The organism is Streptomyces sp. LUP30 (assembly GCF_001746365.1).
Lineage (GTDB): Bacteria > Actinomycetota > Actinomycetes > Streptomycetales > Streptomycetaceae > Streptomyces.
Genome location: NZ_MJAJ01000009.1, coordinates 148307 through 164122, shown reverse-complemented (window position 1 = coordinate 164122; position 15816 = coordinate 148307). Strand labels below are relative to the sequence as shown.

General features: G+C 75.6%; 11 protein-coding genes and 1 pseudogene. 6 read left to right on the top strand and 6 right to left on the bottom strand.

Translation table 11 applies throughout. The annotated features are described in order from the left end of the window. Positions 1-146 precede the first annotated feature (146 nt). Positions 147-1241, top strand: coding sequence for an XdhC family protein (locus BG482_RS11100; RefSeq protein ID WP_069768778.1), 1095 nt, complete (start codon positions 147-149; stop codon positions 1239-1241). An 11-nt stretch (positions 1242-1252) separates the two neighbouring features. Here the strand turns inward: BG482_RS11100 and BG482_RS11095 are convergent, their stop codons facing one another. Then, positions 1253-2176 carry an aminoglycoside phosphotransferase family protein gene (locus BG482_RS11095; RefSeq protein ID WP_069768777.1) on the bottom strand — a complete coding sequence of 308 codons (924 nt, stop codon included), beginning with the start codon at positions 2174-2176 and terminating at the stop codon, positions 1253-1255. 244 nt (positions 2177-2420) lie between these two features. Then, on the bottom strand, positions 2421-2921 hold the full coding sequence (locus BG482_RS11090; protein WP_069768776.1) for a metallophosphoesterase: 501 nt from the start codon (positions 2919-2921) through the stop codon (positions 2421-2423). A gap of 135 nt (positions 2922-3056) precedes the next feature. Here BG482_RS11090 and BG482_RS11085 point away from each other — a divergent pair, with 135 nt between their 5' ends. Then, positions 3057-4988 carry a glycosyltransferase family 2 protein gene (locus tag BG482_RS11085; RefSeq protein ID WP_069768775.1) on the top strand — a complete coding sequence of 644 codons (1932 nt, stop codon included), beginning with the start codon at positions 3057-3059 and terminating at the stop codon, positions 4986-4988. Between the two features lie 134 nt (positions 4989-5122). On the opposite strand, the gene BG482_RS43865 is transcribed toward BG482_RS11085, so the two are convergent. From BG482_RS43865 to BG482_RS11075, 3 genes are all read right to left on the bottom strand, one after another. Continuing rightward, entirely contained in the window at positions 5123-5293 is a 171-nt protein-coding gene (locus tag BG482_RS43865; RefSeq protein ID WP_176741348.1) for a hypothetical protein, read from the bottom strand. A gap of 61 nt (positions 5294-5354) precedes the next feature. Then, entirely contained in the window at positions 5355-5726 is a 372-nt protein-coding gene (locus BG482_RS11080; protein WP_176741347.1) for a DUF6479 family protein, read from the bottom strand. A gap of 92 nt (positions 5727-5818) precedes the next feature. Next, positions 5819-8260: a SpoIIE family protein phosphatase gene (locus BG482_RS11075; RefSeq protein ID WP_069768774.1), complete on the bottom strand. Its 2442-nt coding sequence runs from the start codon at positions 8258-8260 to the stop codon at positions 5819-5821. A 227-nt stretch (positions 8261-8487) separates the two neighbouring features. On the opposite strand from BG482_RS11075, the gene lanKC reads away from it, so the two are divergent. From lanKC to BG482_RS46085, 4 genes are all read left to right on the top strand, one after another. Further along, positions 8488-11136, top strand: a complete 2649-nt coding sequence (lanKC, locus tag BG482_RS11070; RefSeq protein WP_069768773.1) for a class III lanthionine synthetase LanKC — start codon at positions 8488-8490, stop codon at positions 11134-11136. A gap of 84 nt (positions 11137-11220) precedes the next feature. Next, positions 11221-11337 (top strand): SapB/AmfS family lanthipeptide, encoded by a 117-nt coding sequence (locus BG482_RS11065; RefSeq protein ID WP_069768772.1) that lies wholly within the window; start codon positions 11221-11223, stop codon positions 11335-11337. Positions 11338-11437: 100 nt separating this feature from the next. Next, positions 11438-13156, top strand: a complete 1719-nt coding sequence (locus tag BG482_RS11060) for an ABC transporter ATP-binding protein (protein WP_079141737.1) — start codon at positions 11438-11440, stop codon at positions 13154-13156. Further along, positions 13153-15186, top strand: coding sequence for an ABC transporter ATP-binding protein (locus tag BG482_RS46085; protein WP_069768771.1), 2034 nt, complete (start codon positions 13153-13155; stop codon positions 15184-15186). Before BG482_RS11060 ends, BG482_RS46085 begins: the two co-directional genes overlap by 4 nt. Here the strand turns inward: BG482_RS46085 and BG482_RS42485 are convergent. After that, positions 15109-15732 (bottom strand): annotated as a pseudogene (locus BG482_RS42485) (LuxR C-terminal-related transcriptional regulator); the annotation flags it as partial. The gene BG482_RS46085 and the pseudogene BG482_RS42485 sit on opposite strands and share 78 nt — an antisense overlap. Positions 15733-15816: the final 84 nt, after the last annotated feature.

Here is a 15816-nt window from a genome sequence, read left to right as displayed (position 1 = left end):
ATGTCCTTTGAAATGGGGGTGATTCCTTCCTGCTGGGTGGACATGAACGGTGTGCGCATCGGTGCTCCTGGGATCTTTCGGCGAGTGGGTACCCTGCGCAGTGCAGCAGACCGGCGAGCGGGGCCGCAACGGATTAACGTGCGGACATGCGCGACATTCTTCCGGTGCTGAACGGGTGGTACACCGCCGGTGCGCCGTTCGGTCTCGCCACGGTGGTCGCCGTCGCCGGCAGCGCGCCACGCGAGCCGGGCGCGGCGATGGCGGTGGGGCCCGACGACGAGGTCGTGGGCAGCGTGTCCGGGGGCTGTGTGGAGGGCGCGGTGTTCGAGCTGGCCCGGGAGGTCGTCGCCGACGGCGCGGCCCGGCTGGAGGTCTTCGGATACGACGACGAGGACGCCTTCGCCGTCGGACTGACCTGTGGCGGCGAGATCTCGGTGCTGGTGCGGGCCGTCTCGCCCCGCCTCGACCCGTCGTTCGGCGCGGTCGCGGAGTCGGTGGCCGCGGGCGAGCCGGTGGCCGTGGCCTCGGTCGTCGACGGCCCGGCGCCCCGCGGGGCGGTCCTCGCCGTCTGGCCCGACCGCGTCCGCGGCGCCCTGGGCACGGAGGGCCTGGACGCGGCCGTCACGGCCGACGCGCGCGGCGAGCTCGCCGTGGGCGCCACCACCATGCGCCACTACGGACCGCAGGGCCGCCGGCGCGAGGACGACGTCTCGGTCTTCCTGCACTCCTTCGCGCCGCCGCCGCGCATGCTGGTGTTCGGCGCCGTCGACTACGCGGCCGCCGTGGCCCGCGTCGGGGACTTCCTCGGCTACCGCGTCACGGTGTGCGACGCCCGCCCGGCCTTCGCGACCCCCCGGCGCTTCCCGCCGGGCGTCGACGTGGTCGTGGACTGGCCGCACCGGTACCTGAACGGCACGGACACCGACGCCCGCACGGTGATCTGCGTGCTGACCCACGACCCGAAGTTCGACGTGCCGCTGCTGGAGGCTGCGCTGCGCCGGCCCGCCGCCTACATCGGGGCGATGGGAAGTCGCCGTACGCACGACCGGCGCCGCGCCCGGCTGGTGGCGGCCGGGCTCACCGAGCGCGAGCTGTCCCGGCTGCGCTCACCGATCGGGCTGGATCTGGGGGCCCGGACGCCCGAGGAGGTGGCCGTGTCGGTGGCCGCCGAGATCGTCGCGCTGCGCTGGGGCGGCAGTGGCGCTCCGCTGACGCTCGCGCGGGGGCCGGTCCATCGCTGACGGCCGTGCCGTCACGCGCGGTCCGCCCGGTGGTCCGCGACGATCTGCTCCAGGTGGTGCAGCGCCGCCGTGATCCGGGCCGGGTGGTCGCGGAAGAACGGGTCGTCGGGGACCGGCAGCGACCCGGCCAGCGCCCAGCCCCGGGCCCGCGCCCAGGTGGCGTCGTCGGCGCCGACCGCCTCCCGGAACACCGGGCGGGCCTCGGCGGGCAGGAACTTCCACGCGGGCTGCAGGTCCACGGCGGGGTCCGCCACCGCCAGCGTCCCGAAGTCGATGACCGCGCCGAGCCTGCCCTCGCGCAGGAGCAGGTTGCCCGCGTCCAGGTCGCCGTGGATCCACACCGGCGGCTTGCGCCAGGCCGGCGCGGCCAGGGCCGCCTCCCAGACCCGGGTGAGCGCGTCGGCATCGACCAGGCCGGTCTCCTTCAGCGCCGCGATCTTGGGCCGCACCCGGCTCTCGTGGGCGATCGAGTCGCGGTCGTCGCCCAGCGGGACGCCCCGGAAGGCGTTGCCGGGCTGCGGCCCCGGGCCCCCGGTGGGGTCGGCGGCATGCAGGGCGGTGAGAAAGCCGGCGAGGTCGCGGGCGGTGCGCACCGGGTCGACGAGCGCCTCGGGCGTGGCCGTCTCCCCCTCCAGCCAGCGGTACACCGACCACGGGTAGGGGTAGCCCTCGCCGGGCGCGCCCTGGGCGGCGGGCTCCGGGACGGGCAGCGGCAGCAGGGGCGCGAGCCGCGGCAGCCAGCGCTGCTCCCGGGCGACCTGACCGGCCCAGTGCGCGTGGCGTGGGAGCCGGACGGACAGTTCGTCGCCGAGGCGGAAGGTGGCGTTGTCCATGCCGGACCTCGGCACGGGGACGACGGGGAGGCGGGCCCAGTGCGGGAACTGCGCGGCGAGCAGACGGCGTACGAGCGCGGTGTCGATGAGCACGTCTGCCATGTCATCCGGCGCCGACCGTGACGTCCACCGGTTTTTTCGATGCGAAAAACGACTGTTGGTCCGTTATGGAAGGTTGTGAGGTGGGTAGGCGACCAGCACGGACAGGGATGCACGTCCTCTGCCCTTCGTCCAGCGAAGGAAGGAGGTCCGTTGAAGCAACGCACACCCGCAAGTACCGGGCCGCCCCCGACCTTCTCGGCCGGGAGCGGCCCGGCCTCTGTCCGGCCCCCGGGGGAATCCCGGTTCAGCGCGTCGGCAGCCGGTGCAGCACGACGTCCGTGAGACGGCCGTCCGCCGCGGTGGCGGTGAGATAGGTGCAGTGCGGCTGACGGCGGCGGTCGGTCGGCGAGCCGGGGTTGAGCAGACGCAGCCCGCCGGGGGCGGTGGTGTCCCAGGGGATGTGGCTGTGGCCGAAGACCAGGACGTCCAGGTCCGGGAAGCGGGCGGCGCAGCGGGCCTCCCGGCCCTGGGCCGGGCCGGTCTCGTGGACGACCCCGAAGCGCAGCCCTCCCAGTTCGGCCCGGGCCACCTCGGGCAGCCTCGCGCGCAGGTCCGGCCCGTCGTTGTTGCCGTGGACGCCGACGACCGCGCGGCTGCGGCTCTCCAGCAGGTCGAGGGTGGCCGTGTCGACCCAGTCCCCGGCGTGGATCACCACGTCCGCCCGCGGAAGCTCCTCCAGCAGGGCGGCGGGCAGCGCTTTGGCGCGCTTGGGGAGGTGGGTGTCGGCCATCAGCAGAAGACGCACGGCGTCAGGATACGAAACCGGCGCCGCGGGACGGATCAGGACAGGTGGGGCGTCGGCGGCGGGGTTAGCATCGGGCCACGCGCACCCGCCGTTCCGCGCGCGGCAGAGCGATCCAGCAAGGGGGCCAGGAGCCCGATGCCGGTCAAGGTCAGCGTCATCGTCCCCGTCCACGACCCCGGTCCTCGCATCGAGACGTGCGTCGCCTCGCTGCTCGGGCAGTCGCTCCCGCCCGGCGAGTACGAGGTGATCTTCGTCGACGACGGCTCCACCGACGCCACCCCCGCCCTGCTCGACGCGCTCGCCGCCGAGGACGCCCGGGTGCGTGTCGTCCACCAGGAGAACTCCGGCCGGCCGGGCGGGCCCCGCAACGTCGGCATCGACGCCGCCCGGGGCGAGTACGTCATGTTCGTCGACGACGACGACCGCCTCGGCGACGAGGCCCTGGAGCGGATGTACGCCTACGGGGTCGCGAACGACGCGGACGTCGTCGTCGGCAAGTCGGCCGGTCACGGGCGCTCGGTGCCGGTGGAGCTGTTCCGCGCGAACCGCCCGCGCGCCGACGTCGCGAACGCGCCGCTCATCGACAGCCTCACCCCGCACAAGATGTTCCGACGGGCGTTTCTGGAGCGCACCGGGCTGCGCTTCCCCGAAGGGCGCCGCCGCCTGGAGGACCATGTCTTCGTCACCGAGGCCTATCTGCGCGCGGACAACGTCTGCGTGCTCGGCGACTACGTCTGCTACTACCACGTGCGACGGGACGACGGCTCGAACCTGAGCCTGCGGCGGCCCGATCCGGTGGGCTACTTCAAGGACGTGCGGGAGGCCCTCGACGTCGTCGAGCGGTACACCGCGCCGGGTCCGGTGCGAGACAGCCTGTTCCGGCGCTGGCTGCGCGTGGAGATGGTCGAGCGGCTGCGCGGCCGGCGCTTCCTGGACCTGCCCGAGGACTACCGCAGGGAACTGTTCGCGGAGATCCACGCGGTGGTCGTCGAACGGTTCGGGCCGGGGGTCGCCGCGCCGCTGCAGCCCGCCCAGCGGGTCGTCGCCGCGCTGGCCGCCGAGGGACGCTACGACGACGTCGTCGCGTTCGCGCAGTGGGAGACGGGCGTCGCGCTCGCCGTCGGCCCCGAGGACGTCGCCTGGCAGGAGGGCGTGCTGCGGATCGTCTTCACCGCCGAGCTGACACACGACGGCGGGCCGATGGCCTTCCCGTCCGCCGCCGGCTCACCGCGGTGGCCACCGCGGGATCTCGCCGGGGCGGTGCGCCTGCTGGGCGCGGAGACCGTGGACCGGTTCGACCGGACCGTGCCCGACCTGCTGCTGCGCGAGCGGACCGGCTCGGCGCAGTACCTTCAGCCGGTGGAGGTGGTCCGGGAGACCGTGCCGACCGGCGACGGCAGCCGGGTGCGGCTCGTCCTGCGGGCCACGGCTGTCCTCGACCCGGCGACCGCGGTCAGCGGCGACGCGCCCGGCGAGGGCCTGTGGGACATGTGGGTGCGCGTGCGCCTGGGCGGCTGGACGCAGGAGGTGCGGCTGGGCCCGGCGGCCCGCCACGGCCGGCCCGCTCCGCCCGCCGCGGTGGTGGCGGGCCGTGTGGTGCTGCCCTACTGGACGGAGCGGCACGCGAGTCTCGCGCTGGACGTCGGCCACGCCACGAAGCGGCTCGGTCTGGGCCGGGTGGCGGCCGGGGACGTGAGCGTCGAGGAGGACCGGTTCTGGGTGGTCCTGCCCCTGCATGTGCCGGAGAGCGCCGACGCCGTGCTGCGGCTGGTGCCGGCGAAGCCGGGCGTCGCCTGGGAGGTGGTCGCCGCGCTGTCCCCGGGCGGGCGGCTGGAGGCCGTCCTGCCGGTCGACGGCCTCAGGGGCCGGACCTGGCTGACGGCGGTGTGCCTCACGCCCGAAACGGAGGGGGCGCGTTTTCACCCGCTGCCCTTCGCCCTGCACGTCGATCAGGACGGCGTCCTCGTGGTCCCGGCGCCCCAGCCGGGCGGCGCACGGCGACTGGCCCGGAGGGTGCGCCGTGCGCTGTACCAGGTGCTCGGCAGGGGAACGCCGCGCGGCGGGTGAGCCCGCGGCCGGGCAGAGCCCGCCGGCGCGGGGCGCCGGGGCGTCCGGTCCTCGTCGCACGCCCGTCCGCGCGCCGCGCGGTCCTGAACCGTCGTGCGCAGCGGCCGATTCCGGCGCTCCGTGTCGCCGGCCGGTCAGTCCTCGCCCCGGATGATGTTGCTCTCCGGGCCGGGCTGCGTCCCGGACGCCGCCACCGCCGCCAGACAGGTGCGCGGCGCCGCGGGGGCGCGGCGCACCCGGCGGGCCGTGGCCCACCCCGTCTCGGGACGGCGGGTCGCGGGTTTCTCCTCGGTGTGCGCGGTCACGACAGTTCAACACCCTTCTGTTCTTTCGGCGCCCTGTCGGCGACAGGGCCGGTGCGGCGGCTCAGCCCGCTCCCGGACCGCCGCTGCCGAACGAGCCGCCGGAGCCTTCCTCCCAGCGGGGGCGGCGCTGGTCGGCGCTCTCCCGGCTGCCGGTGGTCCGCAGCTCGTGCGGCGTGAGACGTTCGCCCTCGTCGGTCGCCCGCGGCATCTCGTTGGGTTCGCGGGTACGGCTCTCGTGGGTCCGTCCGGACGCGGGCATCCGGGGCTGTTCATGCGGCTTCGGCGGTGCGGGCTCGCTCTTGCGGATCTTGTGGCCGAGCCGGAAGGCCCAGATCAGACCGCCCACGAGCACCAGTCCGACGACGATGAACGCGACGGTGGCCAGGGCGGACCTTCCGGATGCCGCGAGGTAGGCGGAGGCGAAGTTGTCCATGGCCGCCGGGTACCCTGCCCGGGCCCGCGGACACCTGGCGGCCCGGCGCACGGCCCGGCGGCGCTGCACGGCGGTGCGCGGCGTGCGGCGGCTCAGCCGCGCAGCACCAGCTCGCTCCACACCTGCTTGCCGCCGCTGACCGGCACGGACCCCCAGGCGTCGGACATCGCCTCGACGAGGAGGATGCCCCGGCCGCCGGTGGCCTCCCAGCCCGGGTCGGTCGGCTTGACGGGCGTCCGGGGAGAGGCGTCCGTGACGGCGACGCGCAGCCGGCTGCCGATCAGGGTGAGGTCCAGGCGGACCGGGCCGCCGGTGTGCACCAGGGCGTTGGTGACCAGCTCGGAGACGACGAGCAGGGCGGCGTCCATCGCGGTCTCGGTGACGCCCCAGCCGCGCAGGGTGCGCCGGGTGAAGCGGCGGGCGTGCCGGGAGGCCTCGGGCACCCGCCACACCGTCCAGCCCTCGCGCAGGGGTTTGACGGCCATGCCGTCGTAGCGCATGAGGAGCAGGGCCACGTCGTCGCCGCGGTGGGCGTCGCCGAGCAGGGCGTCGGCGACGAGTCCGAGCTGGGCGGGGTCGGACGCCGACAGTCCACGGGCGAGCCGGGCCAGGCCGGTGTCGATGTCCAGGTCGGCGGACTCCACGAGCCCGTCCGTGGTCAGGGCGATGACGGCGCCAGGCGACAGCCGCAGCGGCGTCATCGGGAACTCGGCCTGGGGCAGGACGCCCAGCGGCGGGCCGCCGTCGGTCTCGGCGATGTCGGTCGAGCCGTCCGGGTGGCGCACGACGGGAGGCGGGTGCCCGGCCCGCACGCACCAGGCGGTGCCGTCCTCCATGCCGACGTCGACGTAGCAGCAGGTGACGAAGAGGTCGGTCTCCAGTTCCAGCAGGAGCCGGTTGGCGTGGGAGACGACCACGTCGGGCGGATGGCCCTCCGCGGCGTAGGCGCGCAGGGCCGTGCGCATCTGCCCCATGAGGGTCGCTGCGGCCGCGCTGTGGCCCTGGACGTCGCCGATGACGAGGGCCACATGGTGGTCGGGCAGCGGGATGACGTCGTACCAGTCGCCGCCGACCTCCAGGCCGGCGGTGGCGGGCAGATAGCGTGCGACGGCGACCGCGCCGGGCAGCACGGGCAGCCGGCGCGGCAGCAGCTGGCGCTGCAGCATGGCGACGAGTTCGTGCTCGGCGTCGAAGGCGTGGGCGCGCATCAGGGCCTGCCCGGCGAGGCCGGCGGAGGCGGTGAGCAGGGCGCGTTCGTCGGGCCCGAAGTGGTGCGGCCGGTCCCAGCCGATGAGGCAGGCGCCCGCCGTGCGACCGCCGGCGGACAGCGGCAGGACGGCGAGTCCGCCGGGACCGACCCCGGCCAGGGCCGGTTCCAGGACGGTGCCCGCGGGCCAGATCCGGGCGCGGCCCTCCCGCAGGGCGGCGGCGAGGGTCGGCATGGCGCGCACGGACGCGTCCGGCCACTCGGTGCGCCACTCCAGCCGCCACAGCGCGGGCCAGGACTGTGGCTCGGGCGGATCGAGGACGGTGACCACGAGCCGCTCGCCCTCCACCTCGGCGAGGGCGATCCGGTCGGCCTGCAGGGGCTTGCGCAGCGCGGCGACGACGGCCTGGCTCACGTCGCGGACGGTGCCGGCGGTGGCGAGCGCCGCGGCCAGCCGCTGTACCCGGGCCACGTCGGTGACCTCGTCGCGCAGGGCCGAGGCGTCGGCGACGGTGCCGACCAGCCGCGCCGCCCGGCCGTCGCCGCCGGGCAGCAGCCGGCCGCGCAGCCGCAGCCACCTCGGCGGCCCGGTGGGCTGGAGCACCCGGAACTCCAGCTCGCGGTCGCCGATCGTCATGTGGTCGGCCTCGACGACGGACATCAGCGAGGGCAGGTCCTCCGGGACCGCGCGCCCGAGGAGGGTCTCCACCCGGCCGTCGAAGTCGGCGCGGGGCATCCGGAACAGCTCCAGGATCTCGTCGCCGACCTCGACCCGGCCGGTGTCCATGGCCAGGCTGAAATCGCCCGCGCGCAGTTCCTCGCCCTCGGCGGGGGCGACCGCGGCGGGGAAGGCGACGACCTCGGCGACCAGCTCCAGACAGGCCCGGGCGTCGGCGTCGAAGCCGTCGGGCCGCTCGCTGAGGACGAGCAGACAGCCCGCGCCGTCACGCAGGGGCAGGGCAGCCAGGTGGACGTCCCGGGCGGGCATCCGCCGTGCCTCCGGGCAGTCGGCGAGCCCCGCCGGACCGAGCCACACGGGCCGTCCGGTGCGGTGGGCGTCGGCGGCCGGTGAGCGGCCGTCCAGCGGATAGCTCTCGCGCAGCCCGTACAGGGTCCGCGGCACGCCGGCCGCCTCGGCCAGGCAGAGCAGGTCGCCACCGGCCCCGGACGTGTAGACGGCGGCGACGGCCGCGCCCGCGAAGACGAGCGCCTGTTCGAGGGTGCGGCGCACCCGGTCCGGTGCGGCGAGATCGGCCGTGATCGTCTTGAGGGCGATTTCGGCACGCGAAAGTCCCGTTCTGCGCTCCGCGGCACCCTCACTGACCACGACCGCAATTACAGCGCCATCGCGGTCCGCGCGCAGCCCCTGTGCCCGTTTCGGGGCGGCGGAAGGGACGGAAGGGCCGGCCGCGGGGGGCGTCGGGCGGCCCGTGCTCGAACGAAGCCGAACAGGTCTTTACGCGTGCGTTCCGCACGGTGAGCTCGTGACAGGCGTGACTGTCCGCGCCCCCCTGGGGCTTGCGAGGCTCTTGGCGGGCCCACGGAGGGGGACGCATGGACAAGCGGTACGAGGTGTACGCGCTGGCGGACACGCACTTCTACGAGACGCCCGACCGGCTGAACGCCGGCGGGAGCGGGACCGCTCCGCTGTACGACACGGCGCGCCGGCCGGTCCCCGAGGGCTGGACGTCGGCGCGGATCGGCGACTGGCTCACGCTGACGCCGCTCGACACGGACGGCTCCCCGGCGCCGGGACCGGCCCAGGGATGGAAGATCCACGCCTCGGCCACCCGGGCGAACGCGGAGCGGATCGCCGCGATCGTGTGGGACTACTGCGTCGCGCGCCGCATCCCCTTCAAGTTCGTGCCGGGGCCGCACCTGCTGCATCTGCGCAACACCAAGTACGCGGGCCGCGACACGAGCGGCAAGTTCGTCACCGTCTACCCGGCGGACGAGGAGCAGCTGCACACGGTCCTGCGCGAGCTGGGCGCCCTGCTGGAGGGCTGCGAAGGCCCCTACATCCTCACCGATCTGCGCTGGCACGAGGGCCCGCTCTACGTCCGCTACGGCGCGTTCGCACGGATGTTCGTCGTCGACGACCGCGGCTCGCTGGCGCCGGCGGTGCGTGACGGCGAAGGGAATCTGGTGCCGGACCGGCGGGCGCCCTCCTTCCAGGTGCCGCCGTGGGTGACGCTGCCGGCGTTCCTGGAGCCGCACCTCGTGGCCCGCAACACCACGACGGTGGGCGACCTGCCGTACCGCATCGAGAAGGCGCTGCACTTCTCCAACGGCGGCGGGGTCTACGCGGGCACCGACACCCGCGACGGCAGCAAGGTGGTGCTGAAGGAGGGCAGGCCGCACGCAGGGCTGGCCTCGGACGGGGCGGACGCCATCGTCCGGCTGGAGCGCGAGAAGCGGGCGCTGGAGGCGGTGTCCGGCACCGGCGTGGTCCCGGAGGTGCGCGACTGGTTCCTGCTCGGCGACCACCGCTTCCTCGTGATGGACCTCGTCCCGGGACGGCCTCTGAACTCGTTCTTCGCCGAGCGGCACCCGCTGCTGTCCCCCGACCCGGATCCGGCGGCCGTCGCCGCGTACACCGCGTGGGCGGTGCGCATCCACCGGGCGGTGGAGCAGGCGGTGGAGAAGGTGCACGCGCGCGGGATCGTCTTCAACGACCTGCACGTCTTCAACATCATGGTGGCGCCCGACGAGGAGTCGGTGCACCTGATCGACTTCGAGGCGGCCGCCCCGGCCGAGGAGAACGGCCGCCAGGTCGTGGCGCACCCGGGCTTCTTCGCCCCGCCCGACCGCCGGGGCGCCGACGTCGACCGGTACGCGCTGGCGTGCTTACGGCTCGCCCTGTTCCTGCCCGTCACCACGCTGTTCGTGGTCGACCGGGGCAAGGCGGCCCATCTGGCCGAGGTGATCGCCGAGCAGTTCCCGGACGTGCCGGCGGAGTTCCTCGACGAGGCGGTCGCGGAGATCACCCGTGACGTCGGGGAGGTGTCGCAGGAACCGCACCGGCGCGGGCCCGCGGATTCGCCGCGCCCCACGCGCGTGGCGTCGGCGCCGGCCCTGCGGGTGGAACCCGCCGACTGGCCGCACAGCCGTGACTCGATGGTGAAGGCGATCCTCGCCTCGGCCACCCCGGATCGCGACGACCGGCTCTACCCCGGAGACGTCGCCCAGTTCTCCGACGGCGGCGGACTGGGCCTGGCGCACGGCGCGGCCGGCGTGCTGTACGCGCTCCGGGCCACCGGCGCCGAACGTCACGACGAGGGCGAGCGCTGGCTGCTGGACCGCACCGCACCGCCGCCGACGGGCACCCCGCTGGGGCTCTACGACGGCCTCGCCGGCGTCGCCCACGTGCTGGACCTGCTCGGTCACCGGCAGCGCGCGCTCGACCTGATCGACGGCATCCTGCGTGAGCGGTGGCAGAACCTGTCCTCCGACCTGCACGGGGGTCTGGCCGGACTGGGGCTCGTCCTCGCCGACCTGGCGCGCCGCACCGGCGAGCCGGAGCTGCGCGCACGGGCCGCCGAGGCCGCCGACATCGTCGTGCGCCGTCTGGCCGAACCCGTGCCGGACACGCCCCGGCGGCGCGCCGGGCTGCTGCGGGGAGCGAGCGGGCCCGCGCTGTTCCTGCTCCGGCAGTACGAGGCGACCGGCGAGCGCGCGCTGCTGTCGGCGGCGGACGTCGCCCTGCGCCGTGACCTGGCGGCCTGCGTGGAACGCGAGGGGGGCTCGCTGGAGGTCGACGAGGGATGGCGGACCCTGCCCTACCTCGGCGACGGCAGCGTGGGCGTGGGGGCGGTGCTCGACGATGCTCTGGTCCGTCTCCCGGACCCCGGCGGGGAGTTCGCCCGGGCCCGGGCCGGCGTCCTGACCGCGGCCACGTCCCGCTTCTACGCACAGCCCGGCCTCTTCCAGGGCCGCGCCGGGATGATCCTGCACCTGGCCCGTACCACCGCCGAAGGCGCGACCCGGGCACGGCTCGACGAGCAGATCGACGCGCTGGGCTGGTTCGCGATGTCCTACCAGGGCCAACTCGCCTTCCCCGGACACCAGATGATGCGGCTGTCCATGGACCTCGGCACCGGCACCGCGGGCTGTCTGCTCGCCCTGGCCGCCGCCCTCGACCCCGACGGCGCGGGCGCCGACGCCCACCTGCCGTTCCTTCCGCCGCCGCACCGGCGGCCCTGATGACGCGGCTCCGCGGCAACGACGGAGTCGTGACGCAACCCCGTCCCCACGGGACGAGACATCCAACCGACGAAAGGACACACCATGGCCCTTCTCGACCTGCAGACGATGGAATCCGACGAGCACAACGGCGGCGGCGGCAACAGCACCGTCAGCCTGCTGTCCTGCGTCAGCGCGGCGAGCGTCATCCTCTGTCTGTGACCCGCACGTCGTGCTGAAGGCCCCGGGCGGTCCGCTCCTCAGGGAGAGGGCCGCCCGGGGTCCTGCCGCCCCGGGAACCCGAAGGAAGCGCGGGACCAGGATGCCGATGGACCGGACGACCGGTGAACTGCTGCGCACCGCCACCCGGCACAGCGCCGGACGCTGCGTGGCCCTGTGCCTGGTGAGCGTCGCGGCGACGGGCGCCGGGCTGCTGCTGCCCGCCGCCCTGGGCCGCACCCTCGACCTGCTGATCGTCCACGCCCCCGCGACCCGCTGGGTGCTGTACTGCGCCGCCCTCCTCGCCCTGCTGACGCTGCTGGACGCCCTGGAGACCGTGCTCGCCGGCACCCTGGACGCCCGCACGGCCGCCTTCCTGCGCCGCCGCGTCACCCGGCACATCCTGGCCGTGGGCCCGCGCGCCGCCGACCGCTTCGGCGCCGGCGACCTCGTCGCGCGCGTCGTGGGCAACGCGGCCCAGGCCGGCACGGCGCCCGGCTCCCGCGCCGCGTTGCTGGCCGCGCTCGCCGGGCCCGTCGGCGCCGTGGTGGCGCTGGCCCTCGTCGACCCGTGGCTCGCGGCCGTCTTCCTGGCCGGGGCCCCGGTCCTGACCCTCCTGCTGCGCACCCTCGCCCGGGACACCTCGGTCTGCGTGGCGGACTACCAGCGGGAGCAGGGACGGATCGCGGCCGCGCTCACGGAGGCGGTCGCCGGGGCCCGCACGATCCGCGCCGCCGGCACGGCCGACCGCGACACCGCCCGCATCCTGCGTCCGCTGCCCGCACTGTCCCGGGCGGGACTGCGCATGTGGCGGGTCCAGGGCCGGGCCGCCGCGCAGGCGGTCGCCGTGGCGCCGCTGCTGCACCTCGGGGTCGTCGCCGTCGCGGGCGTGCTGCTCACCCGGCATCGGCTGTCGGCGGGTGACGTCCTCGCCGCCTCGCGCTACGCGGTGCTCGCGACCGGCGTGGGCGTGCTGGTCGGGCAGCTCTCGGGCCTGGTCCGGTCCCGGACCGCCGCCGCGCGCCTGGGCGAGGTGCTGGACCAGCCGGCGCCCGCCCACGGCGACCGGCGTCTGCCGGTGGACGGCACGGGCCGGCTGGAGCTTCGCGGGGTCACCGCCCGGCGCGGCGGGCGCACCGTGCTGGACGGCGTCGACCTGGTCGTGCCCGGCGGGCGGACGCTGGCCCTGGTGGGCCGCTCGGGCGCCGGGAAGTCGCTGCTGGCGGCGCTGGCCGGCCGACTCGCCGATCCGGACGCGGGGGAAGTGCTGCTGGACGGCGTGCCGCTGTCCGCGCTCCCCCGGGACGAACTGCGCGCGGCGATCGCCCAGGCCTTCGACCGCCCCGCGCTGCTGGGCGCGACCGTCGAGGCCACGATCGCGCTCGGGCCGCCGGGCCGTGCCCCCTCCCCCTCCCGGGTCCGGGAAGCCGCCCGTACCGCCCGCGCCGACGATTTCGTCCGCCGTCTGCCCCAGGGCTACGCCACCCCCTGCGCCCACGCCCCGCACTCCGGCGGCGAGGCCCAACGTCTCGGCCTGGCCCGCGCGTTCGCGCACGGCGGCCGGCTGCTCATTCTCGACGACGCCCTGTCCAGCCTCGACACGGTCACCGAGCGCCAGGTCACCGACGTGGTGTTCGGCAGCACGACGACCGCGACCCGCCTGGTCGTCGCCCACCGCGCCGCCACGGCCGCCCGCGCGGACGCCGTGGCCTGGCTGGACGGCGGGCGCGTTCGCGCGGTGGGCACGCACCGGGAGCTGTGGCGGGCGCCCGGCTATCGGGCGGTGTTCGGCGCGGCTGCGGCCGGCGAGGGGCCGCGATGAGCCCCGCCGACGCTCCGGAGCGGCTCAGGACGCGAGGGCTGAGGTTCCTCAAGGCCCACCGGCGGGCCCTGGCACGGCTGGTGGGCTGGTCGGTGCTGGAGTCCGGGCAGACCTTTCTGCTCGGGTACGCCCTGGCGCGGGCCCTGGACGACGGCTTCCTGGCCGGTCGCGCGGCGGTGGGGCTCGGATGGCTCGCGCCGGCCGCGCTCGGGGTGCTGCTGGGCGCCTACGGGACCGGGCGGGTGTACGGGGCGGTGGCCGCGCTGGTCGAACCGCTGCGGGACCGGCTGGTCGTGCGGGTGGTGGAGCGCGGGGTGCGCGAGGCGGACGGCGGGGCGCTGTCCGGGCTCACCCAGCAGGTGGAGATCGCCCGGGACACCTTCGCGGGCCTGGTGATGGTCTCGCGCTCGTTCGTGTTCACGTCCGCGGGCGCGCTGGCCGGTCTGTGCTCGCTGGCCCCGCCGCTGCTCCTCGCGGTCGTGCCTCCGCTCGCCGCGGGGGTGGCACTGTTCGCGCTGACCCTGCGTCCGCTGGCCGGGCGGCAGGAGGCGTTCCTCGCCGCCGACGAGGCGCTGGCGCAGGACCTGGGCGCCGTCTGCCCCGGGCTGCGGGATGTCACGGCGGCCGGTGCGGAGGACCGGATCGCCGCGGACACCGGCGTCCTCGTGGACGCCGAGCTGCGGGCGGCCCGGGCCCTGGCCCGCTGGGGCGTGGTCCGGGTGGCGTGCCTCGCGCTCGGCGGTCATCTGCCGCTGGTGATGCTGCTGGCCTGCGCCCCCTGGCTCCTGGCGCACGGCGTCACCCCGGGGGCGCTGGTCGGCGCCCTCGCCTATGTCACCCAGTCCCTGCTCCCGGCCCTGACCGGCCTCGTCCACGGCCTGGGCACCAGCGGATCCCGGCTGACCGTGGTGCTGCGCCGGCTGACCCCGCCCGACCCGACGGAGCCCCGACCGGCACCCGGCCCGGGCCCGAGCGCCCCGCACCCCCCGGGCCCGAGCGCCCCGCACCCCCCGGGGGCGGCCGCGCCGCGGACGCCCCCCGCGCTCGCCCTGACCGCGCTCACCTTCGCCTACGGCCCCGCCTCCGCGCCCGTCGTCGACGACCTCACGCTCACCGTGCCCGCCGGGGGCCACCTGGCGGTCGTGGGCCCGAGCGGGGTCGGGAAATCGACCCTGACCGGGCTGGTCGCCGGACTGCTGGAACCGGTGCGCGGGGAGATCAGGGTCTGCGGCCGACCGGTGCCGGGAGGCGACGCCGCCGCCCGGCGCGTCCTCATCCCGCAGGAGGCGTACGTGTTCAGCGGCACCCTGGGCGAGAACCTCGCGCACCTGCGGCCGGACCCCGTACCCGAGAAGGAGCTGCTCGCCGCGGCCGAGGCCGTCGGACTGGCCCCCCTGCTCGACGCGCTGGGCGGTCCGGACGCGACCGTGGACCCGGCGGCGCTGTCGGCGGGCGAACGCCAGCTGATCGCCCTCACGCGGGCGTATCTGTCGTCCGCCCCGCTGGCCCTCCTCGACGAGGCGACCTGTCATCTGGACCCGGAGGCTGAGGCACGCGCCGAGCAGGCGTTCGCCGCCCGGCCGGGCGGCGCCCTGGTCGTCGTGGCGCACCGCGTCAGCTCAGCCCGGCGCGCCGACCGGGTGCTGGTCATGGACGGTCCGCGCACGATGTGCGGGACCCACGACGAGGTGGTGCGCCGCTCCGCCCTCTACCGCGACCTCGTCGGCTCGTGGACGGCCGAGGGGACCGACGACGACGCCGGGAACGCCCGAGAGCGCCCGGAGCCGGAAGGGCCTGGAGCGTCCGGGGTACCGGGGAAGCCTGGGGAATCTGGGAAGCCTGGGGGGCCCGGAGAGTCCGGGGCCGTCTCACAGCCAGCCCTGCCCCTGGGAGATGCGGATGGCGTCCACGCGGTTGCGGGCGCCGGTCTTGCGGGTGATCGCCGCCATGTAGTTCCGCACGGTCCCGTGGGACAGGTGCAGGCTCCCCGCGATCTCCGCGATGGAGGCGCCCTCGGCGGCGAGGGTTAACACGCTCAGTTCCCGACGGGTCAGCGGCATCTCCGCGGCCTTGAGGAAACCGAAGCCCAGCGAATCGGTGACGAAACGTTCCCCCTGAGCGACTCGCCGGATGCCGCGCAGCAGTTGTTCCGGCGTGCCGGCCTTGTCGACGTAGCCGAGCGCGCCCGCCTCCAGCGCCCGTTTCAGCAGGCCCGGCCGGTTCGCGCTGGCAAGCACGAGCAGCCGCGGTGGCGCCAGGCCGACGCCCCGCGGACTGAGATCGCCCAGAGGCGGGATGCCGTACGTGTCGGAGCAGTCGAGGTCCGCCGCGCACACGTCCGGTCGCACCGCCCCCACCCGGCCGGCCGCGCTGCGCCACGGGACGTCGTCCACCCGCAGGTCCGGCTCCCTGGACAACCACTGTGCGAGGACCGATCTGACCAGACATGCGTCGTGCACCAGTAAGACCCGGATCACTTCCGCCCCTTCGACTAGCCGTACGCAGGTTTCTCGGTGTTCAGCGCGTGCCCATTGTTCGGGCTCCCGGACCGTTCCTGAGCGCGAAGATCCGGCCATCAGGGTGCGCGGGGGCGCACGCGGGGCGGTTGCCCACCGCCGCGCGCTTCGGTCCGGGGGGCATGACAACGGGCCGACGGGGTA